Annotated in this window: 20 protein-coding genes, 1 tRNA gene and 3 pseudogenes; 11 read left to right on the top strand and 13 right to left on the bottom strand. The window is 62.0% G+C overall.

All coding sequences use genetic code 11. The annotated features are described in order from the left end of the window. Window positions 1-60: 60 nt before the first annotated feature. The 7 genes from AC1D1Z_RS22350 to AC1D1Z_RS22320 all read right to left on the bottom strand — a co-directional run bounded on the left by AC1D1Z_RS22350 (window position 61) and on the right by AC1D1Z_RS22320 (window position 12,220). A complete protein-coding gene (locus AC1D1Z_RS22350) occupies window positions 61-1,311 on the bottom strand; it encodes a vWA domain-containing protein (RefSeq protein WP_130653057.1) in 1,251 nt (416 codons plus the stop codon). A 117-nt stretch (window positions 1,312-1,428) separates the two neighbouring features. Further along, window positions 1,429-2,307 carry a transglutaminase family protein gene (locus tag AC1D1Z_RS22345; RefSeq protein WP_115157645.1) on the bottom strand — a complete coding sequence of 293 codons (879 nt, stop codon included), beginning with the start codon at window positions 2,305-2,307 and terminating at the stop codon, window positions 1,429-1,431. Window positions 2,308-2,312: 5 nt separating this feature from the next. Next, window positions 2,313-4,730 (bottom strand): circularly permuted type 2 ATP-grasp protein, encoded by a 2,418-nt coding sequence (locus tag AC1D1Z_RS22340; RefSeq protein WP_130653056.1) that lies wholly within the window; start codon window positions 4,728-4,730, stop codon window positions 2,313-2,315. Between the two features lie 37 nt (window positions 4,731-4,767). After that, window positions 4,768-8,094: a transglutaminase family protein gene (locus tag AC1D1Z_RS22335; RefSeq protein ID WP_477851678.1), complete on the bottom strand. Its 3,327-nt coding sequence runs from the start codon at window positions 8,092-8,094 to the stop codon at window positions 4,768-4,770. A 103-nt stretch (window positions 8,095-8,197) separates the two neighbouring features. Further along, window positions 8,198-9,580, bottom strand: coding sequence for a sensor histidine kinase (locus AC1D1Z_RS22330; RefSeq protein ID WP_130653054.1), 1,383 nt, complete (start codon window positions 9,578-9,580; stop codon window positions 8,198-8,200). After that, window positions 9,577-10,254: a response regulator gene (locus AC1D1Z_RS22325; protein ID WP_003542898.1), complete on the bottom strand. Its 678-nt coding sequence runs from the start codon at window positions 10,252-10,254 to the stop codon at window positions 9,577-9,579. The genes AC1D1Z_RS22330 and AC1D1Z_RS22325 overlap by 4 nt, the downstream gene beginning before the upstream one ends. A gap of 97 nt (window positions 10,255-10,351) precedes the next feature. Next, a complete protein-coding gene (locus tag AC1D1Z_RS22320; protein ID WP_130653053.1) occupies window positions 10,352-12,220 on the bottom strand; it encodes an adenylate/guanylate cyclase domain-containing protein in 1,869 nt (622 codons plus the stop codon). 434 nt (window positions 12,221-12,654) lie between these two features. On the opposite strand from AC1D1Z_RS22320, the pseudogene AC1D1Z_RS22315 reads away from it, so the two are divergent. From AC1D1Z_RS22315 to AC1D1Z_RS22280, 8 genes and pseudogenes are all read left to right on the top strand, one after another. After that, window positions 12,655-12,960, top strand: a pseudogene (locus tag AC1D1Z_RS22315) (ornithine carbamoyltransferase); the annotation flags it as partial. 113 nt (window positions 12,961-13,073) lie between these two features. Beyond that, window positions 13,074-13,631 (top strand): annotated as a pseudogene (locus AC1D1Z_RS22310) (ornithine carbamoyltransferase); the annotation flags it as partial. A gap of 157 nt (window positions 13,632-13,788) precedes the next feature. After that, window positions 13,789-14,310 (top strand): annotated as a pseudogene (locus AC1D1Z_RS22305) (GNAT family N-acetyltransferase); the annotation flags it as partial. Between the two features lie 95 nt (window positions 14,311-14,405). Then, on the top strand, window positions 14,406-15,452 hold the full coding sequence (locus AC1D1Z_RS22300) for an ABC transporter substrate-binding protein (RefSeq protein WP_018446068.1): 1,047 nt from the start codon (window positions 14,406-14,408) through the stop codon (window positions 15,450-15,452). A 378-nt stretch (window positions 15,453-15,830) separates the two neighbouring features. Continuing rightward, a complete protein-coding gene (locus tag AC1D1Z_RS22295) occupies window positions 15,831-16,775 on the top strand; it encodes a Bug family tripartite tricarboxylate transporter substrate binding protein (RefSeq protein WP_028742298.1) in 945 nt (314 codons plus the stop codon). Next, window positions 16,772-17,263, top strand: a complete 492-nt coding sequence (locus AC1D1Z_RS22290) for a tripartite tricarboxylate transporter TctB family protein (RefSeq protein WP_018072799.1) — start codon at window positions 16,772-16,774, stop codon at window positions 17,261-17,263. Before AC1D1Z_RS22295 ends, AC1D1Z_RS22290 begins: the two co-directional genes overlap by 4 nt. An 88-nt stretch (window positions 17,264-17,351) precedes the next feature. Continuing rightward, window positions 17,352-18,869: a tripartite tricarboxylate transporter permease gene (locus AC1D1Z_RS22285; protein ID WP_047622425.1), complete on the top strand. Its 1,518-nt coding sequence runs from the start codon at window positions 17,352-17,354 to the stop codon at window positions 18,867-18,869. A gap of 260 nt (window positions 18,870-19,129) precedes the next feature. Then, complete coding sequence (locus tag AC1D1Z_RS22280; protein WP_165403099.1) at window positions 19,130-19,300, top strand: hypothetical protein; 171 nt, start codon at window positions 19,130-19,132, stop codon at window positions 19,298-19,300. A 96-nt stretch (window positions 19,301-19,396) separates the two neighbouring features. Here AC1D1Z_RS22280 and AC1D1Z_RS22275 read toward each other — a convergent pair whose 3' ends face one another. Beyond that, the gene (locus tag AC1D1Z_RS22275) at window positions 19,397-20,488 is read right to left on the bottom strand and encodes a DUF475 domain-containing protein (RefSeq protein ID WP_018243552.1); all 1,092 of its coding nucleotides are present in this window, start codon (window positions 20,486-20,488) and stop codon (window positions 19,397-19,399) included. Window positions 20,489-20,842: 354 nt separating this feature from the next. Between AC1D1Z_RS22275 and AC1D1Z_RS22270 the strand changes: the two genes are divergently transcribed. Then, the gene (locus tag AC1D1Z_RS22270) at window positions 20,843-21,073 is read left to right on the top strand and encodes a hypothetical protein (RefSeq protein WP_047622426.1); all 231 of its coding nucleotides are present in this window, start codon (window positions 20,843-20,845) and stop codon (window positions 21,071-21,073) included. 59 nt (window positions 21,074-21,132) lie between these two features. Next, window positions 21,133-21,315, top strand: a complete 183-nt coding sequence (locus tag AC1D1Z_RS22265) for a hypothetical protein (protein ID WP_018243550.1) — start codon at window positions 21,133-21,135, stop codon at window positions 21,313-21,315. Window positions 21,316-21,371: 56 nt separating this feature from the next. Here AC1D1Z_RS22265 and AC1D1Z_RS22260 read toward each other — a convergent pair whose 3' ends face one another. Further along, the gene (locus AC1D1Z_RS22260) at window positions 21,372-21,884 is read right to left on the bottom strand and encodes an MgtC/SapB family protein (RefSeq protein ID WP_018243549.1); all 513 of its coding nucleotides are present in this window, start codon (window positions 21,882-21,884) and stop codon (window positions 21,372-21,374) included. A 234-nt stretch (window positions 21,885-22,118) separates the two neighbouring features. On the opposite strand from AC1D1Z_RS22260, the gene AC1D1Z_RS22255 reads away from it, so the two are divergent. Then, the gene (locus AC1D1Z_RS22255; RefSeq protein WP_130653052.1) at window positions 22,119-22,844 is read left to right on the top strand and encodes a hypothetical protein; all 726 of its coding nucleotides are present in this window, start codon (window positions 22,119-22,121) and stop codon (window positions 22,842-22,844) included. A gap of 157 nt (window positions 22,845-23,001) precedes the next feature. On the opposite strand, the gene AC1D1Z_RS22250 is transcribed toward AC1D1Z_RS22255, so the two are convergent. The 4 genes from AC1D1Z_RS22250 to AC1D1Z_RS22235 all read right to left on the bottom strand — a co-directional run bounded on the left by AC1D1Z_RS22250 (window position 23,002) and on the right by AC1D1Z_RS22235 (window position 25,990). Then, entirely contained in the window at window positions 23,002-23,496 is a 495-nt protein-coding gene (locus AC1D1Z_RS22250; RefSeq protein WP_130653568.1) for a hypothetical protein, read from the bottom strand. A gap of 443 nt (window positions 23,497-23,939) precedes the next feature. After that, window positions 23,940-24,983 (bottom strand): porin, encoded by a 1,044-nt coding sequence (locus AC1D1Z_RS22245; protein ID WP_477851677.1) that lies wholly within the window; start codon window positions 24,981-24,983, stop codon window positions 23,940-23,942. Window positions 24,984-25,537: 554 nt separating this feature from the next. Beyond that, a complete protein-coding gene (locus AC1D1Z_RS22240; protein WP_018446075.1) occupies window positions 25,538-25,732 on the bottom strand; it encodes a hypothetical protein in 195 nt (64 codons plus the stop codon). Between the two features lie 183 nt (window positions 25,733-25,915). After that, window positions 25,916-25,990 (bottom strand) — tRNA-Val (locus AC1D1Z_RS22235). Between the last annotated feature and the right edge of the window lie 10 nt (window positions 25,991-26,000).

The raw sequence follows: 26,000 nt of genomic DNA, 5'->3' as shown, positions 1-26,000 counted from the left end.
AAGCCGCTCCGGTTTGTTCCGGAGCGGCTTTTTTGTTCGGCTTTTCGCCGGGACCGATCGTCAGTTCGTCAGGCGCGTCAGCTGTGCGGAGGCTTTCGCTCCGATCGCTTGAAAAGCGGCCAGGAGGTCTTCCATCTTTTCCGCCTGGAAATAATGCGCGTCATCGGAGGCGCAGTAATGCAGCAGCGCCTGCCCGCCCGCGGGTGCCATGAAGGCGATCGTATAGATTTCGATGCCCTTGGACTTGGCGGCGTCGCATGTCGCCTTTGTTAGGGTATCGTAAGAGCGGCCGCCACTGCTATCGTTGTTGTTGTCGCCGTCTGTCATGAAGACGATGTATTTTTTGGGTATTTGCCCGGTCTTCAGCTTGTGGGCGGCGTCCTCGGCATCGTTCCCTGCGGCATTTTTTGCCGTCAGGGATGAATACGCCGTGCTCATCGCCCCGCTCGAATTGGTGCCACCTCCTGCCTCAAGCGCATTGACATAGCTCGAGACACCGGCAGTCCCCCAGGCAAGAGTGCTGGGTGTGTATTGAACGATATCGTAAGAGACTGCGCCGGTGCGTACGTATTGGGCGTTGGGATCGGCGCTGGTGAGCTGTCCGAAAAGATTGCCGGCGGCCATCTTCAGCGCCTCTATCTTCGTATAGTAGTTCGCGCGGCTGCCGGTGCAGGTGTCGTAAACCCACTTGCCCTTCTTGTTGAGGTGGGGGTTGCAGTCATAGGTGAAGGTTTCCGTCGGATCATCCTTGTTGACAGTTGCGGTAGGGTCTCCCATCGACCCTGACTTATCGAGCGCGAGAAACATGGAGACGGAGCCCTGGGCATTGGAGCCCGGGGTCTGTGAAGGACCGCTGACCGTCGTGCTAGACGTCGAAAGATGCTGCGTGCTGAAGCCGACCGCCTGCATGAGCGGATTGACCGTGAGGTCGTAACTCGGTGTAACCGTTACCTGGTAGGATGCCGATTTGCCCGAGTTACTCGTTTGGACATTGACGGCAGTCGCGTTCTTGATATCGACGCCGTTCTGCAGGTAATTCGCCATTTGCCCGGCGACGAAATTCCGCGCGAAGGCTTCCGCCTGGGAGGTTTGGATCGTGCCGTTCCCCAGGGCAGTCGCAGTTGCCAGCGCGGCTGAATCGGCTGCCTCCTGCAACTGCTGCTTGGAGAGCAGCATATCTCCGACCTGGATCGCCATGCCGGCCGCCCCAAAAAGGACGGGCAGCAGGATCGCCGTCATGATTCCGAAATTGCCGCCACGGTCGCCAAGCATGCGACGCAGGCAGGGATTTTGTAAAAAGGAGGTGCTCATCATGTTCACCCGTATATGGAGGCCCTGTGAGGTGATATTAGCCACGCCCCTCCTTTCCGCTGTCCTTACGGCGTCAATAGAATTTTAACGAATCGTCGGATTTTTCCAGTTTTGGGATTATTTCAGGGGGATCACGTCGACCGCCTGGACGGCGCGTTGGCCGCCATAGCTTTTCAATACGCCGATGACGGGAACGACGTCGGAATAGTCGCGGCCATAGGCGACGACGATGTGGTCCGTGCCGGCGGGGATGTTGTTGGTCGGATCGAGCTCGATCCAGCCGATCGTCTCACCGCACCAGATCCTGACCCAGGCATGCATGGCGTCCGCCCCTTCCAGCCGCTCCTTGCCGGGGGGTGGGATGGTGCGCAGGAAACCGGAGACGTAGCCGGCCGGAATGCCGAGGCTTCGGAGCGCCAGGATCATGATGTGGGTGAAATCCTGGCAGACGCCGCGCTTCAACTTGAACGCCTCGAGCGGCGTCGTGTCCACCGTCGTCGCGTCAGGGTCGTAGGTGAAATCCTTGTTGATGCGGGCACAGAGCGCATGGGCGATCTGCATCGCCGTCAGCTCAGGCATGGCGCAGCTTCGCGCATAGTCGGCGATCTCGCGCGCTTGGGTCAGGCGCGGGCTGTCGCCAAGGAAATGGTGCGGCGAATCCGGCGCCAACGACCAGATGCCTGATATCTCTTCCGGCAAGTCGGCAAGCAACGGCGAGAAATCGGCGGCGATCGGCTGGCTTTCCACCTGCACGCGGGCTTGCATGCGAATGTCGAGCGTCTCGTGCGGCGCGCGCAGCATGAAGGAGGTGGTGGGATGATGGAAGAAATCGACGAAATGTGACTGCTCGTCCGGCGTCGGCGAGATGGTGATCGAGCCGGCGACCAGGCGCTGCCGGTTGGGCAGCGACAGCGGCATCAGGCGCATGACGTGGCGGGCGCCGGAGGCCGGCACGTCGTAGCTGTAACCCATGTGGAGGGAGAGATCGTAGAGCATCGCCGTCACCCGAGATAGGTCTGGGCGAGCAGATCGGAAAGCTGCTCCAATTCGCGCTCGAGCCGTTGATAGACTTCGACCCCCATGCCCTCCGGCGTCATCACCGCCAGGCCGGAATGGAGCCGCATCGCCTCGCGGTAGAAGGGCGACATCTGGCCGTTGATCAGGGCATTCGGCAGTTGCTCGACCTCGTGGTGGATCTCGTTCACCTGGAAGAGGACCGAGCGGGGGTTAAGGGGATCAAGCGCCAGCAAGTCGGTGACGGTCAGCCGCGCCGTGTTGACGTTGTAGCGGCGGCGGTGGGTCATGACGCTGTCGCCGATCTCGAGCAGCATGTCGAGGGCGCCGTCGGGCGCTTCCGGGCCGGACATGTGGCCGAGCAGGCGCGTCATGTGCAGGCCACGCTCGATATAGCGGCCGAGCGAGAGGAAGCGCCAGCCGGTGAAGCGGTACATGTTCTCGTGCACGAGGCCGGCGAAGCCCGCGAGTTTACGCAGAAGGATCGTCATCGCATGGCTGGCATCGTCGCCGGCAGCGACAGTGACGTGAAAGCGGCGTGCGGTTTTGGCGAGATCGTTGAGCGCCAGCCAGCCGTCCGGCGAGAAACGGTCGCGGATGTTGCTCGCCGAATAAACGGCGCTGTCGATGTTGCGCAGGAGCGTTTCCGGCACGGCCTCGGCGGTATCGATATCGACGGCCGTGAGATACTCGGAGACATCGGCGAGCAGCGGCTGGTTCGGATCGGCAGCTTCGGCGTAACGCGCGTGCCAGGCACGCAGGATGCGCAGCGCCCCTTCGGCGCGTTCGATGTAGCGGCCGAGCCAGAACAGATTATCGGCTGCCCGGCTCGGCAGGCTGCCCGGCATGTTGCGGGTGAAGCTGCCCTCGGCCGGCAGCAGCGTGTGGCGCTCGACCGGCTTGTCGCTGACGATCCAGACATCGGCGGCCGCTCCGCCCGACTGCATGGCGATGGCTGCGACATCGGCGCCGGAGCCGATGCGGGCAAAACCGCCGGGCATGATCTGCCAGCCATTTGCGGTGCGGGCAGCGAAGACGCGCAGCGACATCGGCCGCGGCACGAGCTTGCCGTCCACCCAGGCCGGCGTCGTCGACAGCGTGACGACCTCCTGGCCGACCAGTTTGGGGCCGTCCGAACTCAGCCAGTCGGTGATTGAATCCTTGGCGGTGGCACGCAGCGAGGAGCCGAGCACGGATTCGCCGTTGTCGTCGAAGAAGGGCGCCCGGGAATAGGCCGGGCCGATGACCATCTTCTCGATATTCTTTGCGACGTGCTCACGCTCTTCCTTCTGGCCGCACCACCAGGTGGCGATCGAGGGCAGTTGCAGATCCTCCCCCAGCAGACGGTGGCAGATGGTCGGCATGAAGGCCAGAAGCGCCCGGGTTTCGAGAACGCCGGTGCCGAGCGCATTGACGATGGTGACGCTTTCGGCGCGCAGCGCTTCCACCAGGCCGGGCGTGCCGATATGCGAATTCTGGTTCAGCTCCAGCGGGTCGGCAAAGGCCGAATCGAGACGGCGCCAGAGCACGCCGATCGGCTTCAGACCGGCGACGGTGCGCACCATGACGCGGCCCTTGACGACGGTCAGGTCCTCGCCCTCGAGCAGCATGAAGCCGAGATAGCGGGCGATGTAGGCGTGCTCGTAATAGGTCTCGTTGGCGGGGCCGGGCGTCAGCACGGCAATGCGGTCGTCGCCCGAATGTTTCATGCCCTGAAGCGCGTCGCGGAAGGCACCGAAGAAGGAGGCGAGACGGTGGACCGGGGTTTCGGCGTAGATATCCGAGAAGGCCCGGGTCGTCGCGACGCGGCTTTCCAGCGCGAAACCGGCGCCTGAGGGCGCCTGCGTCCTGTCGGCCAGCACCCACCAGTTGCCGTCAGGTCCGCGGCCGATCTCGAAGGCGCAGAAATGCAGATAATGGCCGGAGCCTGGCCGGATGCCGGCGAGCGGGCGCTGGAATTCGGGATTGGCGGCCATCAGCGCCGGCGGCAGGACGCCTTCCTCCACCAGTCGGTTGTCGCCGTAGATATCGGCAACGATCGCCTCCAGCAGGTCGGCGCGCTGGACGAGGCCCGCCGACAGTGTCTTCCATTCGCGCTCGTCGATCAGCACCGGGATATGCGAGATCGGCCAGGCGCGTTCGCCGGTGCCTTTGCTGCCATAGGCGCGGTAGAAGACTCCCGCATCCCGGAGGTAGCGGTCGGCGCGGGCGAAACGCTCGGCGAGATCCTTTTCCGGCATCGTGCTCAGATGCGAGAGGAAACGCTGCCAGACCGGGCGGACAGCGCCTTTGTTGTCGACCATCTCGTCGGCGGAACCAGGAAGCGGCGCATAGTCGAAGGCCGCATCCTTGACGATACGTTCCTCTGCCTCTCCCCTGCGCTCCGCTGCCGGCCTCTTACCCATCAAAATTCAGCCTTACCCCCGGCCCCAATCCTCGGCCTTAAATTCCGGCGGGCCGCCTCAAATCCAGCGTCAGCGGGAATTCAAGCGAACCTGTCTCGGCGCGCGGGATATAACCGCCCGCCGTATGTCCCCACGGCTCGAAGCGGGCGAGCCRCCTTGCTTCCGCCTCGTTGCCGTTGACCGGGAAGGTGTCATAGGTCCGGCCGCCCGGATGGGCAACATGATAGATGCAGCCGCCGATCGAACGCTTCGACCATGTATCATAAATGTCAAAGGTCAAAGGTGTGTTGATCGGCAGGACAGGATGCAGGCCGGAGGACGGTTGCCACGCCTTGTAGCGGACGCCGGCCACCGACACGCCGGCGGTGCCGGTCGGCGTCAGCGGCAGKGTGCGGCCATTGCAGGTGACGGTATAACGCGCGGTATTGCTGGTTTCGAGCCGCACCTGAAGGCGCTCGACGGAGCTGTCGACGTAACGGACGGTACCACCCGGCGCGCCTTCCTCGCCCATGACATGCCAAGGCTCCAGCGCCTGACGCAGTTCCAGCTTCGAGCCCTCATATTCGACTTCGCCGCAGAAGGGGAAGCGGAATTCGAGCTGGGCCTTGAACCATTCCGGGCTGACGTCGAAGCCGTTTTCACGAAGGTCGGCAAGCACGTCGAGGAAATCGGCCCAGACGAAATGCGGCAGCATGAAACGGTCATGCAGAGTCGTGCCCCAGCGGACGAATTTGCCGTCGACCGGGTTGACCCAGAATCGGGCGATCAGCGCGCGCACCAGCAATTGCTGGGCAAGCGACATGCGTGCGTTCGGCGGCATCTCGAAGCCGCGGAACTCGATAAGGCCGAGCCGTCCGGTCGGGCCGTCGGGCGAGAACAGCTTGTCGATGCAGATCTCGGCACGGTGGGTGTTGCCGGTGACGTCGGTCAACAGATTGCGGAACAGGCGGTCGACGAGCCAGGGCAGCGGCTGCTGGCCGCGGCCGGGAGCGGCGATCTGCGCCATGGCGATTTCCAGCTCGTAGAGGCTGTCGTGACGAGCCTCGTCGATGCGCGGCGCCTGGCTGGTCGGGCCGATGAACATGCCGGAGAAGAGATAGGAGAGCGACGGATGGCGCTGCCAGTGGAGGACGACGCTCTTCAAGAGATCGGGACGGCGCAGGAAGGGGCTGTTGTTCGGATTGGCGCTGCCGACGACGACATGGTTGCCGCCGCCGGTGCCGGTATGACGGCCGTCGATCATGAACTTGTCGGCGCCGAGCCGCGTCGCGCGCGCCTCCTCGTAAATCGCCGTGGTGATGTCGACGCAGTCCTTCCAGTTCGAGGCTGGATGAATATTGACCTCGATGACGCCGGGATCCGGGGCGACACGAATGACGTTGATGCGCTCGTCCTGCGGCGGCGGGTAACCTTCGATATGGACCGGAAGCTTGAGTTCGGCGGCGGCGTTTTCGGCAGCCGCGATCAGCTCGAGATAATCCTCGATGCGCTCGACCGGCGGCATGAAGACGCAGAGCCTGCCGTCGCGCGGCTCGACCGACATGGCGGTGCGCACGGCACCGCGGAGTTCACCGAGCGTCTGTTCGATGCGGCCGCGATTGCTCTCATCGGCATGGAAAGAGGCTTCCGGCATGGCCCGGCCGGCCGGTACGAAGACATCTGGCAGCGGTCCGCGCGGGATCGTCGGATCGGCGGGGTGGATATAGGGATAACGCGCCGGGGGGACATAGGGCAGCGTGCCGAGTGGCAGGCGGTAACCGATCGGGCTGTCGCCCGGGACGAGGAAGATCTTGCCGCGGCGGGTGCGCCATTTCTCGCTGATCCAGACTCGGCTTTCCGTTGCCTTGGCGTTCCATGCCTGGACCGGAAGGACGTAACCGGTCGCGACGGTGAGGCCGCGGGCGAAGACGCGGGCGATGCGGTTGCGTTCCTCGGGATCCTTCAGCTTCGAATTTGCCGGATCGACATTTTCGGGAAGGTTGCCTTCCTTGATGATCCAGTCGGCCGGATCCTCATAGGCCGGCTGCACCATCTCAGGTTTGATCGCCAGTTCTTTTGCGATCGCCGTCAGGAGCTTCTCGGCATCCTCGGCGGTGACGCCGGTATCCTTGCCTTCGGCGGCGACCAGATCGAGGTTCTGCCAGACCGGCTTGCCGTCGCGGCGCCAGTAGAGCGAGAAGGTCCAGCGCGGCAGGCTTTCGCCCGGATACCATTTGCCCTGGCCGTAATGCAGGAAACCGCCGGGGGCGAAATGTTCTTGCAGCTTGCGGATCAGGATGTCGGCCTTTTCGCGCTTGGTCGGGCCGACTGCTGCCGTGTTCCATTCCTCCGACTGGAAATCGTCGATCGAAACGAAGGTCGGCTCGCCGCCCATCGTCAGATGCACGTCCTCGGCTTCGAGGACACGATCGACCTTCTCCCCGAGTTCGTTGAGCTCCTCCCAGCTTTCATCGGAGAAGGGCTTGGTGATGCGCGGGTGTTCGGCGACGCGCGAGACCTTCATGTCGAAGGCGAACTCGGTTTCGGCCTCGCCGAAATAACCGCCGGAAATCGGGGCGGCGTTGCGGTAATGCGGCGTGGCGGCAAGCGGGATGTGGCTTTCGCCGGTCAACAGGCCCGAGGTCGGATCRAGGCCGACCCAGCCGGCGCCGGGCAGATAGACCTCCGCCCAGGCATGCAGGTCGGTGAAATCGACCTCGGTGCCGGAGGGGCCGTCGAGCGCCTTCAGGTCCGGCGTCAACTGGATGAGATAACCGGAGACGAAGCGGGCGGCGAGGCCGAGATGGCGAAGGATCTGGACGAGCAGCCAGCTGGTGTCGCGGCAGGAGCCCTTGGCAGTTTCCAGCGTTTCCTCCGGCGTCTGCACGCCGGTTTCCATGCGGATGACATAGCCGATCTGCCGCTGCAGGCGGGCATTCAGGCCGACGATCATATCGACCGTCGGCTGGTCAGGCGACCAGTCGAGCGTCGGCAGCAGCGCCTTGAGGCGCGGACCGGCCGGCTCCGGCGTCATGTAGATCGACAGATCCTCCTGGATCGTTTCAGGGTATCCGAAGGGCCACTTGGTCGCCTCTTCCTCGACGAAGAAGTCGAAGGGATTGTACACCGTCATGTCGGCGACGAGATCGACCTCGATCTTGAACTCCGTCACCGGATCCGGAAAGACGTAGCGGGCAAGGTAATTGCCGTAAGGATCCTGCTGCAGGTTGACGAAATGGTTGGAGGGCGTGACCTTCAGCGAATGGCTGAGCACCCGTGTCTTCGAATGCGAGGCAGGTTTCAGCCGGATGATCTGTGGGCCGAGGCGGACCGGCTTGTCATAGGTGTAATGCGTCAGATGATAGATGCTGGCTTTGATCGACATATTTCTCTTTTTATCCGGCGCGCATCGTCGTGCGGCTTGCTGTTCCCGAAAATCAGTGTGTGCAATGCAGCGAAAGAAAGCAAGGCGGAAAGGTCGACGGCTCTTACGCCGCCTTGGCAAAGGTGACGGCCGCCTTCAGGCCTTTTCCATCTGCGCCCGGCTCCAGCGTCAGGTCGGCGTTGAAAAGATTGGCGATTTCTTCGACGATCGGCAGGCCGAGGCCGGCACCGGGCGCACCGGACTCATTGCCGCGCGAAAAACGCCGGCGCACCGCCTCCAGCTTCTCGCGCGGAATACCGGGGCCATTGTCCTCGACTTCGAGGCGGATCGTCTCTGACGCGGCGATAATACGGACGGTGACCTCAGCTCCCTTGCCGGCATAGGCGATGGCATTGCCGGCAAGGTTGCGCAGCATTTCGCCGATCAGCAGCGGCTCGGCGCGGACCATCGCCGGGCTTTCGCCCTCGAAGCCGAGATCGATGCCGGCGACGGCGGCCGTCGGGATCTGCTCGCCGGTGATTTCCTGAGCGATGGCGGCAAGATCGATGGCGGAGGCGGTCAGTGCCTCCTTGGCGGTGGCGGCGTCGATCTTGGCCATCAGGAGAAGCTGGGCGAGGATGCGTTCGGCATGTGCCACCGCCTGGTCGCCCTTCAGTGCCGCTGCCTGCGCCTCATCAAGCGAGCCGGCGCGGGCGGAAAGGGCAAGCTGGGTGCGGATGATCGCCAGCGGCGTGCGCAGCTGATGGCTGGCATTCCCGGTGAAATGGCGCAGCGCATCGAGCGCCGATTGCAGACGGACCATGAAGGAATTCACCGTATCGACCAGCGGCTCGACCTCGCTCGGCACAGTCTGCTTAATCGGATGAAGGTCATCAGGGCTGCGTTCGCCGATGGCATCGCCGAGCTTGTAGAGCGGACGAAGCGCCACCGTGACCGAGATCCAGACGATGACGGCGGCGCCCGCGATCATGAAGGCGAGGCGGAGTGCGGAGCGGACGAGGATCGCCTGCGCCAGCTGCCGACGGGCGATGGTGGTTTCGGCGACCGTCACCACGAAGGGCACGGAGCGGATGCCTGTCGAGGCGGAGCGTTCGAGGGTGGCGACGCGGATCGGCTCGCCGCGGAAGGTGTCGTCGGCAAAGGCTGCGCCATCGCCGGGCGTCTTCTTCAGAACCGGCAGGGACTGGTAGCCGGTGATGAATTTGCCCGGCGGGCCGTCGACGCGGTAGAAGACGCGATCCTGCGCGGCCGAGGTCAGCATTTCAAGCGCGACATAGGGGATATCGACCTGCAGCGTGCCGTCTTCGGCGACGACGACGCGCTCGGCGATCGCCAGCGCTGAGCCGGCGAGCACGCGGTCGGAGACGATGTTCGAGGTCTGGACCGCCTCGCGATAGGTATCGGCGAGCGCCAGCGTGCCGATGACGGCTGTCGAGACGAGCAGCCAGAAGAGCAGCCGGCGCCTGAGGGAATAGGCGGCGTTCATGAGGCCTCGGGCAGCTTGTCGAGATAATAGCCGATGCCGCGTGCGGTCTTCACGGTCAGGCCGTGCGGCGAGAGGCGCTTTCGCAGGCGGCTGACATATTGCTCGATGGCGTTTGCGGAAATGTCGTCGTCGAAGGCGGTCAGCGATTGAATGATCGCCTCCTTGGCGACGACCTTGCCGGCCCGCATGAAGAGGATTTCGAGCAGGCCGAGCTCGCGGGCGGGAATATCGAGCGGCGTGGCGCCTGATGAAAAGGTGCGGGAATTGAGATCGAAGGAGATGCCGCCGAAGCCGACTGTCGCCGAGCGCAGCCCGGCCTGGCGGCGCAGCAGCACGCGCACGCGGGCCTCGAATTCGGCAATATCGAAAGGCTTGATCAGATAATCGTCAGCGCCGAGATCGAGCCCCTTCACCCGCTCTTCCGGCGTGCCGCGCGCGGTCAGGATGAGGACGGCCGCCTGGTTCTGCCGGGCGCGCATGGCGCGCAGCACGTCGAGCCCGTCCATCTCTGGCAGGTTGAGGTCGAGGATCACCAGATCGAAATTTTCCGCGGCGATGACCGCATTGGCAGACGCCCCATCATGGACGACATCGACGGCATGGCCCGTGCCGCGCAAGATCGCCGACAGGCCGTCTGCCAGCGCGATATTGTCTTCGGTGAGCAGGATGCGCACGGACGGTTCCCCTGTTTTTCAAAGGAGATTACAGAGGTGGCGGATCGATGTCACAGCGATTTTGAAGATTCGGTGAACGGCCGGGAAAGGCTCGATCTCAGCTCCCGGTTCTTTCGATCTGTTCGCGCTGTGTCATCGCGGCGGCGAGGAGTTTCCGGAAGCGGGGATCGTCGCGGATGTTGTCGAGGTCGGAATCATTGTTGAACCATTTGATATGGTAGACGGAGCTGTTCGGCAGCAGCCTCTCAAGAAGGTCGATCGCCTGGTCGACATCGCCGAGGACGGAGTAGACGCAGGCGAGATTATACTGCGCGACGATGTCATCGGGATCGATGGCGATCGCGCGGGCAGCCCAGTCGCGCGCCCTCGCCGCATCGCCGAGATGGGCAAGCGCCAGCGCGCCGCGATGGGCCGGGCCTGAATTTTCCGGATTGAGGTTCAGGGCGCGTTCGGCGCGCAGCAGGCCGAGGCTCGCCCAGTTTTCCGTGTCCACCATACGGCCGAGCGAGCGGTAGGCGGACATCAGATGGATCGGTGAGACATAGTCATCCGGACGGATTTCGGCAGCGCGGGTGAAATATTGAACGGATTCAGCAAAGTTACCCCGCATGAAGAAGAACCGGGCATAGTGGAAATTCGCCTCGAAGAGGTTCGGGTCGAGCGCCAGGGCACGTTCGAAGGCCGCCGCCGCCCTATCATCATAACCGCTCTGATGTAGGGCCAGGCCGTGCGAGGCATGGGCCTCGGGGAGGTCGGGATCAAGCGCCAGGGCACGAGCGCTCATGTCGAGGATGCGCCGCAGCGGCACGTCATCAGGAGCCCAATCGCGGATCGCCGCGTCGCAATCGGCAATGCCGGCATAGGCGCGAGCATAATCCGGGTCGAGCTCGACTGCCTTGCAGAACATGCGCCTTGCGAGCTGGAGATAGGATTTGGTCCAGGTGTGGGAGAGCTGGCGGCCCCTGAGATAATAGGTGTAGGCCTCGACATTGGCGGTCGGCTCATTGGCGATCGCCTTCTTCTCTTCCGGCAACAGACGCACCTTCAACTGGCCGACGATCGCATGGGTGATCTCGTCCTGGATCGCGAAGATGTCGGTCATGTCGCGGTCGTAACGCTCGGCCCAGAGATGGTCGCCATTGGCGGTGTCGATCAGCTGGCCGGAAATGCGCACGCGATTGCCGGAGATGCGGACGCTTCCCTCGAGCACGTAGCGCACGCCAAGCTCCTGGGCGAGCCGCTTCACCTTCACCGATATGCCCTTGTAGGTGAAGATGGTATTGCGCGGCACGACGTGCAGGCTGGAGATCTTGGAGAGATCGGTGATGATGTCTTCGGTAATGCCGTCGGAGAAATAATCCTGATCGGCATCACCGCTCATATTGGTGAAGGGCAGTACGGCAATGAAGCAGGTATTGCGGTTCTGCGCCACCAATCTCGCGGAGGAGGGAGGCGCCAAGCTGACGGTATAGACCTGAACGGGCTGCCTGATGTTCTTCAGCATATGCTCGCCGATGAATTCGAAGCCGAGATTGAGACGCGAGCCGACCTGATCGCGCACCGAAGCCGACACGGCGATGCCGCCCGGTGCTGCGATACGCTCAAGCCTGGCGGCGAGATTGACGCCATCTCCGAATATGTCGCCGTTCTCGACCACGACGTCGCCGAGATTGATGCCGATGCGGAATTCGACGCGCTCGTCCTTGGGCACGTTCTCGTTGCGGGCCGCCATGCTGCGCTGGATTTCGGCGGCGCAGGCGACCGCGTTCACCACGCTCTGGAATTCGGCAAGAATGCCGTCGCCGGTGAGTTTGACGATCCGGCCCTTGTAGTCTGAAATACGAATATCGACCAGCTCGCAGCGATGGCGGTTCAGCGCCTGCAACGTGCCGGATTCATCGATGCCCATCAATCGGCTGTAGCCGACGACATCCGCAGCGAGAATAGCGCTCAGTCGTCGTTCCATGACCCCTCCCATGGATCTTCCCAGATTAGTCTAGCTTTTTATAGAGTTTTTGTCGCGTAGAGTCGTCCCCCGAATAAGAAATTCGGGTGGTTTCGACGTTTTTAATACGGCAGCGCGACCATATAACGTCGTCGATCTTCATCAATACTCTAAATGGGTGAAGGATGGAGCCAGCCTCTAATCCTTTGTGATGAAAAGGGGATTCTAATCGGAGAAAGCGGGAGTGTTCTGCTTTGGTCGATGCTTCCGGGATCGGCATCATACAACCGATCGCGGATCGATTTAAGGCTTGAGCCGGACGCAGGGCATGGCTTGGAAGACGAATCGCGAGGTATCCAACGCGGTATGCAATGTGATTCGCGGTTGCTTCGGCGATTGCCGTGAGGCCAGCGAAGGGTATTGTGGCGACGTTTCATGCCTGACGGAGATTTTGGATGACAGGTTCGGCCCGGAATTTTCTGGAGTTTCATGATATTCCGAAGGCCGGGCTTCGATCGATTGTCGCTCGCGCCGGCGAGCTCGCCGAAGCCTGGGATGAGCGTGCGATGCCGCAGAGCCTTGCGGGCGTCGCGCTGATTGTCGACGACGGCGGCTGGCGCAATACGACCGCCTTCGATCTCGGCATCCAGGCGATGGGTGGTATCTGCGTGCATGTGCCGATCGGCTTCAATACCAGAGAGGAAACCGGCGATCTCTCGGGTTATCTCGGCAACTGGTTCGACATGCTGGTGATCCGCCCTAGAACAGGATGATTTTAGGCCCGATCGGCCTAAAATCTGAATCCTGTTCTAAATTAAATAGTTAGAGCATGATGTCGTCCGAAAACCGCCGATACTTTTCGGCATCATGCTCTAGGGAGCTTGCGACATTGAAGGCGGTGGCGGCAGCCTCGCCGGTGCCTGTCATCAATGCGCGCACACGCTCCAACCATCCCTGCGAGACGCTCGGCGACCTTGCCTATATCAAGAGCCGGCGCGGCTCGATCGACGGGCTGAAGGTCGTTGGCGTGGCGGCGGACGCAAATATCCTCCGCTCCTGGGCCGAAGCGTCGATCGTATTGCCGATCGAGGTGGTGCAGGTCTATCCCGAACGCTGGCACATCTGTGACGCCGCGCTGTTCAACGGGCGCTTCCGCGTGAGTAGCGATATGGGCGAGCTATCGGATGCCGATATCGTCATCACCGATTCATGGCCGGGCGATGGCCCCTCGGACGCACTCGCCAGCTATCGGATCGGGAGCGATGTGCTCGATCGTTTGCGGGAGGATGCGATCTTCCTGCCGTGCCCGCCGGTGATGCGCGGTCAGGAGGTGACGGCCGCGGCAATGGAGCATCCGCGCTGCCTGAGCCGCGCCGCCAAGACCTTTCTGCTGCATGCGCAGAATGCACTGATGGAGTGGGTCGCCGCCTAGAGCGGTTCAGCTTTAAGGGAAGCGCAGAACCGCTCCAGCCTTTTGTTTTTACGCAATTCCCGGCAAAACCGCTTCGCGCTTTGCCTGGAATTGCTCTAATCCGGCCTTCGATCTCTACTGCGCAACAGGTTCGTGATAGAAGGGCGGGGATCGGGAGGTTGGGCGGATGGGAGAGTTGACGATCGAACTCGCGGAAAGCCCGACGGAGGTTGCCGCGGTGCGGGATCTCTGCCGATCATTCCGGCAATGGCTCTATGACAACTACCCCCAGCATCGGCCGGTAGTCGATCTCTATTACAATCCGCAAAAATTCGAGGCGTTGCTCGCCGGCCTGCCGCAGATTCACGAAAGGCCGAAGGGTGCAATCTTCCTGGCGCGGCTTGATGGAGAGCCTGTTGGCTGCGTCATGCATCAAGAGCAAGCGCCGGGCATTGCAGAGATGAAAAGGCTTTTCGTCTCGGCGGCGGCACGCGGTCGCGGTGTCGCTGCGGCACTCTGCGAGGCATCGATGGCAAGGGCAAAAGCCGACGGTTATCTGTCGATGCGGCTCGATACCGGCATTCTGCAGACGGCAGCGCAGGGGCTCTATCGCCGCCTCGGCTTCCGCGAACGGGATGCCTATTATCCGGTCCCGCCGGAACTCGAGCAGATCCTGCTCTTCTTCGAGCGCGATCTCTGACCCCGCAAAACAGGCAGCGGTGCCACCGTCTGGCCGGCGCCCTTGCTCCTCCCGGCGCGCTCGGGCATTGTTGCTGCATGAGGAGAGTTTTCATCTTGCTGCTGGCGCTTTGGCCGGGCTTTGCCCTGGCCGATCAGGTGTTCTATCCGGCAAAATCCGGCAATGCCGATGCGCCGGTACTGACGGTTTATTCCTCGCTCGACGAGCCGTTGGCGCAGCCGATGATCCGGGGTTTCCTGGAGGCCAATCCCGATGTCGCAGTCAAATACGAGGACATGCTGACCGGCGACATCTACGACCGGATCGTCAAGGAGACGGATGCCGGCAAGAAGACGGCGGATTTTGCCTTTTCCTCGGCGATGGACCTGCAGGTGAAGCTTTCCAACGACGGATATGCGCAGGTCAGCAACCTGCCGATGAGCGCTGCATGGCCGAAATGGGCGAACTGGCGCAACACCGCCTATGCGCTCACCTTCGAGCCGGCGGTGTTCGTCTATCACAAGCCGAGCTTTGCCCATGAGCCGGTGCCGAGCTCGCGGGCCGAATTCGTCGATTATCTGAAACGCAAGGGCAACGAGGTCTATGGGCGGATCGGTACCTACGATATCGAGCGCTCCGGCGTCGGCTTTCTTTTCATGGCGCGCGACCAGGAACAGTTCGGCGACATCTGGTCGGTGATCGGGGCGATGGGGGCCGCCGGCGTCAAGCTTTATTCGACGAGTTCGGCGATTCTCGAACGTGTTGCCGACGGGCGCTTCGTGCTCGGCTACAATATTCTCGGTTCCTATGCGGCCGACTGGGCCTCGCGGTATCCCGATGTCGGCATCGTGCTGCCGAAGGATTATACCGTGGTGATGTCGCGGATCGGGCTGGTGCCGCAGGCGGCTGCCGAGCCGGAGCTCGGGCGCCGCTATCTCACCTTCTTCATGTCGAGGGAAGGGCAGACGATCCTGGCGCGCGAGCTGCAGATTCCGGCCGTGAGCCCCGAGGTCGCGGGGGAGAATACCGCCAATACGCTGCAGGAACTGCTCGGCGCCCAACTTCGGCCGGTGCCGGTCAGTCCCGGACTGATGGTCTATCTCGATCAGGTGAAGCGGGCGCGGCTGATCGCGCACTGGAACGAGGTTCTGCGGATGCAGTGAAGCGTCAGCTTTCGGCGGGCTGGCCCTCCTTAAAGAGCTTTGGGTCGCTGCGCCCATAGCTCTCGTCAGAAAGGCTCGCGGCCATGTTTCGCGGCGGCCAGCGGTGCTGGCCATGCGGCAGCGACGAACCGGAATGAGACCGCCGTCCGCCAATTACGGCAAAAAAGTGTCCTGTCCTTCTGGATATCTCGCCGATGTCAGCTAAATGACAGGTTGTTGTGGTCGCTTTGGCTACTTCTTCTCCGTGGAGGCGGAGAGCTGAAGCCTTGGGAGGTATTCTGCTCGTCATTCAGGACCCTTGCGTCCGCTGGCCGGCCCATTCCTCCCGATTCCCAGAGAACAACAGGCGGTCTGCTCAGCCGCTACGGAGGACACATCGTGAAGCATACGTTCATCGCAACTCTTCTTGCCGCGACTATCGCGCTGCCGGCCTATGCGGCCGATTACACCATCATCGCGCCGGCCGCTCCGGGCGGCGGCTGGGACCAGACGGCTCGTTCGCTGCAGACCGCGCTGCAGCAGGAGAAGATCTCCGGCAACGTGCAGGTCCAGAACGTTCCGGGCGCCGGCGGCACCATCGGCCTTGCGCAGTTCAGCAGCCAGGCTGCCGGCAACCCGAATTCGCTGATCGTCGGCGGCTATGTCATGGTCGGCGCGATCCTTACCAACAAGTCGCCGGTGACGCTCAAGGATGTCACGCCGATCGCCCGTCTGACCGGCGAGTATGAGGCCGTCGTCGTTCCTGCCGCGTCCGAGATCAAGACGATGGCCGATCTGGTCGCGGCGCTGAAGAAGGATCCGGGTGCGGTTTCCTGGGGCGGCGGCTCTGCCGGCGGCACCGACCACATCGCCGTCGGCCTGATCGCCAAGGCTTCCGGCGTCGATCCGACCAAGATCAACTATGTCGCCTTCTCCGGCGGCGGTGAAGCGCTTGCCGCCATTCTCGGCGGCCAGGTCACGGCCGGCGTCTCGAGCTACAGCGAGTTTGAATCGCAGGTGAAGTCGGGCACGCTCCGTCTTCTCGCCGTATCCAGCGACAAGCGTATCGACGGCGTCGATGCCCCGACACTGAAGGAAGCCGGCACCGACGTCACCATCCAGAACTGGCGCATGGTCGCCGCAGCCCCCGGCCTGTCGGCCGAGCAGGTGGCAGCCGTCACCGCCGATTTCGAGAAGCTGCATAGCTCCGCCACCTGGCAGGAAACCCTGAAGACCAAGGGCTGGGCCGACACCTATCTCTCCGGCGATGCCTTCAAGGCGCAGCTCGAGAAGGATGTCTCGGCCACTGAAGGCATTCTCAAAGATATCGGACTTGTTCAATGAGCGAGGATAACACCTCCTCGGCAACCGAGCGTCGCCCTGATTGGGCGGCGTTCATCATTGCCGTTTTCCTCTTCGTCGTCGCCGGCGTGATGGCCTGGGATGCCTTGCATCTGAAAACCATCGCGCAGTACGACCGCATCGGTCCGGCGACAGTGCCTCAAGTGGTGGCGTTCGGCCTCTTCTGTCTCGGGATCTGGACTGCCTTCGAAGCCTGGCGCGGCGATTTTCCCGAACGGGACCGGCAGGAAGTCGCGCCCGTCATCTGGATCGTCGCCGGTCTTGCCGGCCAGATGCTGCTCCTGCGCGTCGCTGGCTTCTCGATCGCGACCGGCATCCTCTTCGCGCTGACGGCACGCGGCTTCGGCAAACGTAAGCTCTGGATCTCGCTGCCGCTTGGCATCGTCCTCAGCTTCGTCGTCTGGGCGATCTTCTCGCAGCTGCTGCAATTGACGCTGCCGGCCGGCCCGCTCGAACATCTGTTCTTCTGACCGCGCGGACGCGCTGTCAGCTCTTTTGATTTTGCGCGGCGCCTGACCCCGAAATCGGATGGTCGGGAACGCCGCTTGGGACACCAAGATGAGCACATTCGAATTCCTATGGCAGGGTATCCTGGTTGCGATGCAGCCGATGAACCTGGTTTATGCGCTGGTCGGCGTGACGCTCGGCACCGCCGTCGGCGTGCTTCCCGGCATCGGCCCGGCACTCACCGTGGCGCTGCTGTTGCCCGTCACCTACAAACTCGATCCCGGCGGCTCGCTGATCATGTTCGCCGGCATCTATTACGGCGGCATGTATGGCGGTTCGACGACCTCGATCCTGCTCAACACGCCGGGTGAAAGCGCCTCGATCGTCACCGCGCTCGAGGGCAACAAGATGGCGCGCGCCGGGCGCGGCGGACCGGCGCTGGCGACGGCGGCGATCGGCTCCTTCGTCGCCGGCCTGATTGCGACGCTCGGGCTTGCCTTCATCGCTCCCTATATCGTCAAGCTGGCGCTGGTCTTCGGGCCGCGCGAATATTTCGCGTTGATGGTGCTTGCCTTCGTCACCGTCTCCTCGGCCTTCGGCGACTCCGCCTTGCGGGGCCTGACCTCGCTGTTCATCGGCTTTGCGCTCGCCATGGTCGGCATCGACCAACAGACCGGGCAGGCGCGACTTTCCTTCGGCATCCCGGACCTGCTCGACGGTGTCGAGGTGACGACGCTTGCCGTGGCGATGTTTGCGATCGGCGAAACGCTTTATATCGCCGCGCAGGGCAACCGGATCGCGGAGAAGGTCGAGGCGGTCAAGGGTTCGCTCTGGATGACCGCAGAGGACTGGTCGCGCTCGTGGAAGCCTTGGCTGCGCGGCACGCTGATCGGTTTCCCGATCGGCGCGATGCCGGCGGGCGGCGCCGAAATCGGCACGTTCCTCTCCTATGCGACCGAAAAGCGGCTGGCGAAAAACCCGGAAGAGTTCGGCCATGGCGCAATCGAAGGCGTGGCCGGTCCCGAGGCGGCGAACAACGCCTCGGCCGCCGGCACATTGGTGCCGCTTCTGACACTCGGCCTGCCGACGACGGCGACGGCGGCGATCATGCTCGCCGGCTTCCAGCAATACGGCTTGCAGCCGGGGCCGCTGCTGTTTGCCACCAATCCGCAGCTCGTCTGGGGACTGATCGCCAGCCTGCTCATCGCCAATGCGATGCTTTTGGTGCTGAACCTGCCGATGATCGGGCTCTGGGTGCGGTTGCTGACCATTCCAAAGCCGTGGCTCTATGCCGGCATCCTGCTGTTTGCGACGCTTGGGACAATCGGTGCCAATCCATCCGTGTTCGAGCTCGGCATGCTGCTCACTTTTGGCCTGCTCGGCTATGTGATGCGGCTCTTCGGCTATCCAATCGCGCCTACCGTCGTCGGCCTGATCCTCGGGCCGCTTGCCGAACAGCAGCTGCGCCGGGCGCTGGCGATCAGCCAGGGCGATGTGACGACGCTGGTGATGTCGCCGATCGCGGCGGGTCTGCTCATCGTTGCGGCCGCTGCCTTCCTCATCCCGCTGATTCTGCGGCTGCGTGGCAGGGGCCAGGTGCTGTCGCAACTGGCGGCAAACGAAGACTAGCGCATCGGCCCGAAATCGGAATCGATTTTCGGAAAGCACGATGCGTAGATTTCAAAGTGTTAGATCGTCCTTTGTGCGTCCGAAAGGTCGCGGCGCTCTAAGAAGAAAAAGACGACCCACCCCCTCCCTCGAGGCCGGCCATGGAGACATGTGCCGGCCTGTTGTTTTTTGCATGGCTGAGGTGATTTTCTGAGCATTGTGGAGGTCTATGCGCGATGCCATCTATGAGTGGTCAATCATAGAGCAAGAGGAAAAGGACAATGTCCGCACTCCGCAATTCAATCCGTACGGGTTTCTTTGGCCGCGCATTCGCCGTCCTCGGTGCTGCAAATGCTGTCAGCGCCGCCGTTGAAGCCGGCCGTCGCCCGCGCGCCGGCGACCTCAGGGAGCTCGGCATCGACCCAGCCTCCTTCAGTCAGGTCTCCCGCTAACACACCTGCAAGCCATGCATGAATGAATTAGCCCGCAACCGGATGGTCGCGGGCTTTATTTTTATCCCTATGGGTGCCGCCCAGCGGCTTGCATTGTCAGGCGTGAAGTTCCTCCTGCCGGGCGACGTGACCCTCGACCTTTTCGCGCCTGTTGTGGCGGATGGATGACCAGAGGGACAGGCCGATCAGCGCCGCGCCGCCGAGGCCGGTGATGACTTCGGGGATGTGCACCATCGTCTGCGCATACATGATCACCGAGAGGATCAGGATGGCGTAGAAGGCGCCATGTTCGAGATAGCGGTATTCGGCAAGCGTTCCCTTCTCCACCAGCATGATCGTCATCGAGCGCACGTACATGGCGCCGATGCCAAGGCCGATGGCGATGACGAAGAGGTTCTGCGTCAGCGCGAAGGCGCCGATGACGCCATCGAAGGAGAAGCTGGCGTCCAGCACCTCCAGATAGATGAAGGCGCCGAGGCCGCCCTTGGCGGCAGCACTCATCGTCTGCTGCGAGGCATCGAGCAGCCCGCCGACCACCTCGACCGCGAGGAAGGTAAGCAGGCCGTAGATGGCGCAATGGACGAAGACGGTGGCTTCCTCGCCGCCGATCAGCCAGGAGAAAACCAGCATCAGCGCCAACACGAAGGCGATCTCGATACCCTTGATGGTGGCGGAACGCGCCATCATCTTTTCAAGACCGCCAATCCAGTGCACCTGCTTCTCGTGATTGAAGAAGTAGTTGAGCCCGACCATCATCAGGAAGGTGCCGCCGAAGGCTGCGATCGGCAGATGCGCGTCGTTCATGATGCGGGCATATTCGGCCGGCTCGCGGGCGGCAAGCACCAGAGCATCCCAGGGGCCGATCTGTGCCGCGATCGCGACGATGGCCAGCGGGAAGACGATGCGCATGCCGAAGACGGCGATGATGATGCCCCAGGTGAGGAAGCGCTTCTGCCAGACCGGCGTCATCTCCTTCAGCTTGTTGGCGTTGACGATGGCATTGTCGAAGGAAAGCGATATCTCCAGCACTGCAAGCACGGTGCAGATGAAGAAGACGGTTGCCATGCCGCCGATGGTGCCCGTCGTCTGCCAGCCGAGCACGGCGCCGAGAACGAGGCCGAGGGCAGTAACGATGAAAGCCCAGCGGAAATAGCTGAGCGAAGATTTATGGGTCACGGACTGGTTCATGGCCGCACCTCGCGGCCGCAAATCGCATTGAAGAGGGGTGATATATTGGAAAAACGCGACATGCCATAACGGGCATGCGGGTCAGGCATGGTGAGCTTGTTCATCGATGAAAAATCCGCCGGCTAAGCTGCAGGCGGTACCGACATCACGAGAGCGCCGTAAAAACTCTCGCCAGAGGGGCCCGGCACCAATGTTCCCCCGTCAGCCGATGTCTGGAAGGCTGCAGGATAGGCTCTAGGTAATGAGCTTCCCGGGCCAGTCAAGGCCGACAGGCATATCGAGATTGGGTAATTTTTTTTGGAACCATCCTGATGCCCGTCCGTTAGGCACTGTTGAGCTTAAAAAAGGAGGCCGATGATGCACACTTCGACCCATGTTCCCGACAAGCGCACGGAGGCGTCCGACCGCATGAAGCGGGCGAAGCCAAACCGCATGCAGAAGGCGCAGGTGCTGCCGCCGCATCATGTCGATCTGACCCTGACGCCCGGCGTCTATCACGACATTCACGTGCCCGCCCATGTTACCGGCGCAGACCTTTCCAAGGGTGGTCCCGACATTAAAGGCAATGCTGACGCCAAGAAATAACGGATATTCCGGAGGCCTCTTTGGCGCTGACGGTAGATTTGAAACAGGGTGAGAAACATATGACGATCAACTTTGTGCCCCGCGAGATCTTCATCCGGCACGAGAGTGAATGGCAGGCCGTACGCGAGGCGGCGGACGAGCGCATCAATATCGGCATCGGCGAACGCCAGAAGCCGCTTTCGTCCATCGGCGGTACGGCATCGGTTGGGAAAAACGATCCTTCGGCCGCACGCTCCGAATGACCAGCAGACAGTCACGCTGATACGAACGCCCGGCATGATGCCGGGCGTTTTGTTTTCTATTGATGGTCATCCCGATCGATCCGCTGTCCGGAGTTAAAGCCGAATCGTTGCTCGAGCTTACCGAAAGCGAAGAGCACACAGATGGCGGCGAGCGTCGTGAAGAAGGCGATCGGCCAATAGCCGAAGCCCATGGCGAGGCCGATCGCGCCGGAGAGCCACATGCCGGCGCCCGTCGTCAGCCCGTGCACCCGACCTCTGGCAAAGACGATCATGCCGGCGGCAAGGAAAGCGACGCCGGCGGTTACGGCTTCGATGACACGCAGCGGATCGATACGCACCTGCTCGTCATCGGCGAAACCCGGCATGTGCACGGCCTCGATCGAGATGATGGCAAAGAGGGCCGCGGCAAGACTGATCAGAATATGGGTGCGAAAGCCTGCCGGGCGGTCGCGTGCCTCGCGCTCGAAGCCGATCAGTGCGCCGAAGACGATGGCGCCGAGCAGACGGGCGAAGATGACCGGATAGTGGATGCGCGACGCCGGTATCATGTCGGCGATGATGAGATCCATGGATTTTTCCCCTAGAATAGATGGAATTTTTCGCTGGCTAACGTGTAAGCCCGGAATTTGTTCAGCTTTTTCCTCGTCGTGTGTTTCAGGCGCCGCACAGGCCCCGCCGGTGCGCCCCGGCGCTTTCCTGTCATTGGAGGAAAAGATCGCCGTACCAGGCATCATCCTGTCGCCGCGCCAACCTTTCGGAAAGGATTGGGCAGCGATAATCCCGGCCTCACGGGAATCGGACAGATGGCCAAGACAGCGACACGCGGCCGCCGCAAGGCGCCGGCCAGAGGAAAGAGCAAAGCGCGCGGCAGCGGTGGCGGATTGCTGCCCTGGGCGGTGATCGGCATTGCCGCGATCGGCGGCATCGTCGCTCACGACCATTGGAAGAGCATCCAGCCGATGCTTGCAAGGCAATCGGCGCCGATCACGCGGGAAACGGCGGAGCCGAAACCCCTCGTCAGGAAGGACGTGCCTCCGAAGCAGGTGGCGCTTGCCGCACCCATGCCGAAAGCCGTATCGCCGGTGCCACAGTCGCAGCCGCTGCCGCCGGCCGCGATCCCGACGCCGATGATCCAACCGATAAAAGCAGTGCCGTCCCCGGCCTCTCCTGCCGTTTCGGAAACCGGGACAGTCGCCTTCGGTTATTGCGGGCAGGGCGCCCACATCAATTGCGTCGGCGACGGCGGTGTCTTCTGGTACAAGGGCGAGAAGATCGTGATTGCCGACATGGCAAGCCCTGTCGTCGACCAGGCCCGCTGTGACGGCGAACGCAGGGTGGCCTTTGCCGCCAAGTCACGGCTGCTGGCACTTCTGAACGCTGGACCGTTCACCATGAATGCCGCGGGCAAGACCGAGTCCTCAGGCGCACCGCGCGTCGTCTCGCGCGACGGGCGCTCTTTCGGCGCGCAACTGATCAATGAGGGACTGGCACGCAAGCCGGGGGCTGCCGGCAGCGCCTGGTGCGCCTGACGGCAATTCAAAATGCTACAGCGTCCTTTGCGCGTCTGAAAAGACGCGCGGCGCTGTAGAGCATTTCCATTCTCGAATGCCACGGAAACGCTCTCGCTTTGTTTTCACGCGATTCCCGACGCAAAACCGCTGCGCACTTTTGCTGGAGTCGCTCTGGCTATTTGCCTTTTTTCACCAGCTTGCCGCCGGTGCGGAAGCTGCCGGTGAAGGAGGAGTCCTTGCTTTCTGCGGTGCATTCGATCGCAATCGGCTTGCCGGCATAGGGATTGCCGAAGGTGCAGAAGCCGGCAACCTTGACCTCCCCGGTCATCTTGTTGCCGACACCCGTGGTGACGAGGCTGAGCGGCAGGCGGGCATTGCCGTTGGAGGCGGGCTTGATGCCGCCGCCGTCGCCCTGGAAGCCGAGCGCCTTGCCGTCCGAAGTGAAGATGAAGGTCACCAGGCCATTGACCAGCGTGACGCTGGCAAGCTCGTTCTTGCAGCCCTTGGTGGCGTCGAACTTAGCGACAACAAGCTTGGCGCATTTGCCGGAAAGCGTAATGACGCCAGGCGCGCCGGGAAAGGTCTCGGCGGGTGCGGCCGGCGCGGCAGAGGCCGGCAAGGCGAAGACAGCGGAAAAAATTGCGGCGGCGGCAAGCGCGGATAACTTCATTTCGATCTCAAAACCCCATGTCCTGTCGAGGCGAATCACCACCTCATGCTCGGTTCGCCATGGCATGGCTCTGTGTCCGAATTTGGCTCCGTTATTCCAGAGGCACAAAAATTTCGTCGGCCGCCGGGCTGGCTCGGCGATCGGCGGCAGGTGAGTCAAAAGTTGGTTGAGCCTGCTGGTTACAGGGTCCAGCAATGACATAGGCTGCCGGACATCGGCAACGAACCGATGTGACGCGACAGTAGCTAGGCGCTCATCGCGCGCCTGCCATCTTGGACGCACTTCTGGCCAAGGGGAATGGGCCCAGGCAGGGAAGTCCAGGCCCATTCTTTCCCGATCGGAGGTCAGTCAGATCAGGAATTTATAGCTGCCGGTCCAGAGCGTGATGCCGAAAAGTGTAGGCGGTTTTCGGACGACATCCTGTTCTAGCCGGCAGCCTTTTATCAGAACGCGCGCTGCAGGCGGAAGTAGCCCGAGGTTACGTCTTCAGCATTGTCCGGATCGAGGTACTGAACCGAAACCTTTGCCGAGAGGTTTTCAACGATCTGGTAGTCGACCGTTACGCCGGCCTTCCAGGCGCTAACGTCGTCGTTGAACTCGCCAGCAGTGATGCCGTAGTTGTCGTAGTACTGAACGGCCGGGGTGATCTTCAGCTTGTCGGTCGCCTTGATGGCGTATTCAGCAGCGATGGCCCATTCAGCCTTGTTGTAATAGGCGTTCGGGTTGGTCGCGTAGACGACTGCGAGGCCGAGCGTGCCCGGACCGACAGCAACCGTACCCATGGCGCGGACGGCACCTTCTTCGTTGTCGGTGTCGTAACCAGCAGTGATCTGGTAGCTGAATGCTCCAGCCTTGCCGCCGAGACCAACTRCAACGCCGAAGTTGTTAGCGGTTTCGCCATCATAGAACGGGCTGTCTTCCAGCTCGTCAACGCTGATGCCAGCGTAGAAGGCGTCGGTTTCGTACTGATAACGGATAGAGTTATGCAGCGTTACCGGAGAACCGATATCGTCCGTTTCGCCGGAGAGACCATCGTCCCACCAGGAGTAAAAGAGACCAGCGCGGAAACCTGCGATGTCGATGTAAGCAGAGTCCAGCTGGGCCTTCTGGGCAGAAGCGTTGTCAGCATTGAACTGCATGACGATGACGCCGGTCAGCGGACCATATTCGGTGTCGCTCTTGGCCGTAAACTGAACCTGACCGCGCGTACGGGCATCCCAGTCCGAGTCGTTGGCAACAGAACCACCGCCGGCGGCGCCGATCGAGCTGGCGTGCGGAGCAACGTCAACCTGGAAACGAACGTAACCGTTGATCTTGAGGCAGGTTTCGGTGCCCGGGATGTAGAAGTAGCCGGTGCCGTAAGCGTCGCAGACGCGAACGTATTCAACCGGTTCCGGTTCGGCAGCAACGATAGCGTCAGCAGCCTGAGCGCCGGATACTGCTGCAAGTGCAGCAGCGGAGCCGAGAAGAAGGCTCTTGATGTTCATGGAATAACCTCCAGTTCAGATGCAAGAGGATGAAGACCGTCTGCGCTCGGCAGTCCCTACGTGTCTTCACCCCGTGTGACCGAAGCGGCACCTTTTTGGCTCGGTGCCTGCCTCGCCGCGGAAGTTACATAGGGTATGTTGCACTGCAACGACATTGTCGATCGTGACAGCAGGCTGCTACTGCTATGTTGCTGAAATCACACGCATTTTGTCATAAACCCGTCATCTGTACGTCACAAAGCTCGCGCTTCCGAATGCTTGAGCAACGAGGGGCTGAACTTCGGCAACGGTATGCAATTGATGATCGCGTGAGCACGTCCTCATATGCGAAAGCGCCATCGCTGCAATCTGCACGAATCGGACAAAGCCGAACAATGCCCCAGGACATACCGATGTCGGGCCACAGCTTCTCACCGGCAGTGATCGGTGACTGGCGAATGTCGCCTCGACGGGAAGCAACGAAGACGCGCTTTTGCTGGAACTGCTCAATTTGCCCTCTTTCACCAGCTTGCCGCCGGTCGCTCGGGCGTCGAACGGGGAGAGCAGTCGTCTCGCTAGGGATTTTTGAAATCGTCCCAGAGGATCGCTACCCCAGCCGCGAAGATCGTGATCGGAATCAGCCAAAACTTGATGCTAATGGGTTCGACGACATGAAACTGCATATAACCGAAACCGAGGAGGCCAGCCGCAACCAGGGCGAGGCCGAGGATTATGGATATCGCTTTCCGTGTCCGCGTCCTTTGCGTCATATGTCCCCCTATTTCCCCGTGTGGGGCTATCCCACAGCCATTGAATCCGGCCCGGATCATGGTCGAGGACCAATCACGCGCAAGCCCTCGCTCCGCAAAGCGCTGGATCTGGAGCGCCTGCCAGGCTCAGGAAGCAGAAAATCCCCAAAGCGGGGATTTGTCAACAATGTCAGGGAGATCGGATGGTGGGCGTGACAGGGATTGAACCTGTGACCCCTACGATGTCAACGTAGTGCTCTCCCGCTGAGCTACACGCCCATCCGATGGC

It is taken from the genome of Rhizobium sp. P1_E1, from assembly GCF_056406015.1.
Note: the sequence above shows the minus strand (reverse complement) of the source record. Positions and strands in the feature narration are given on the sequence as shown.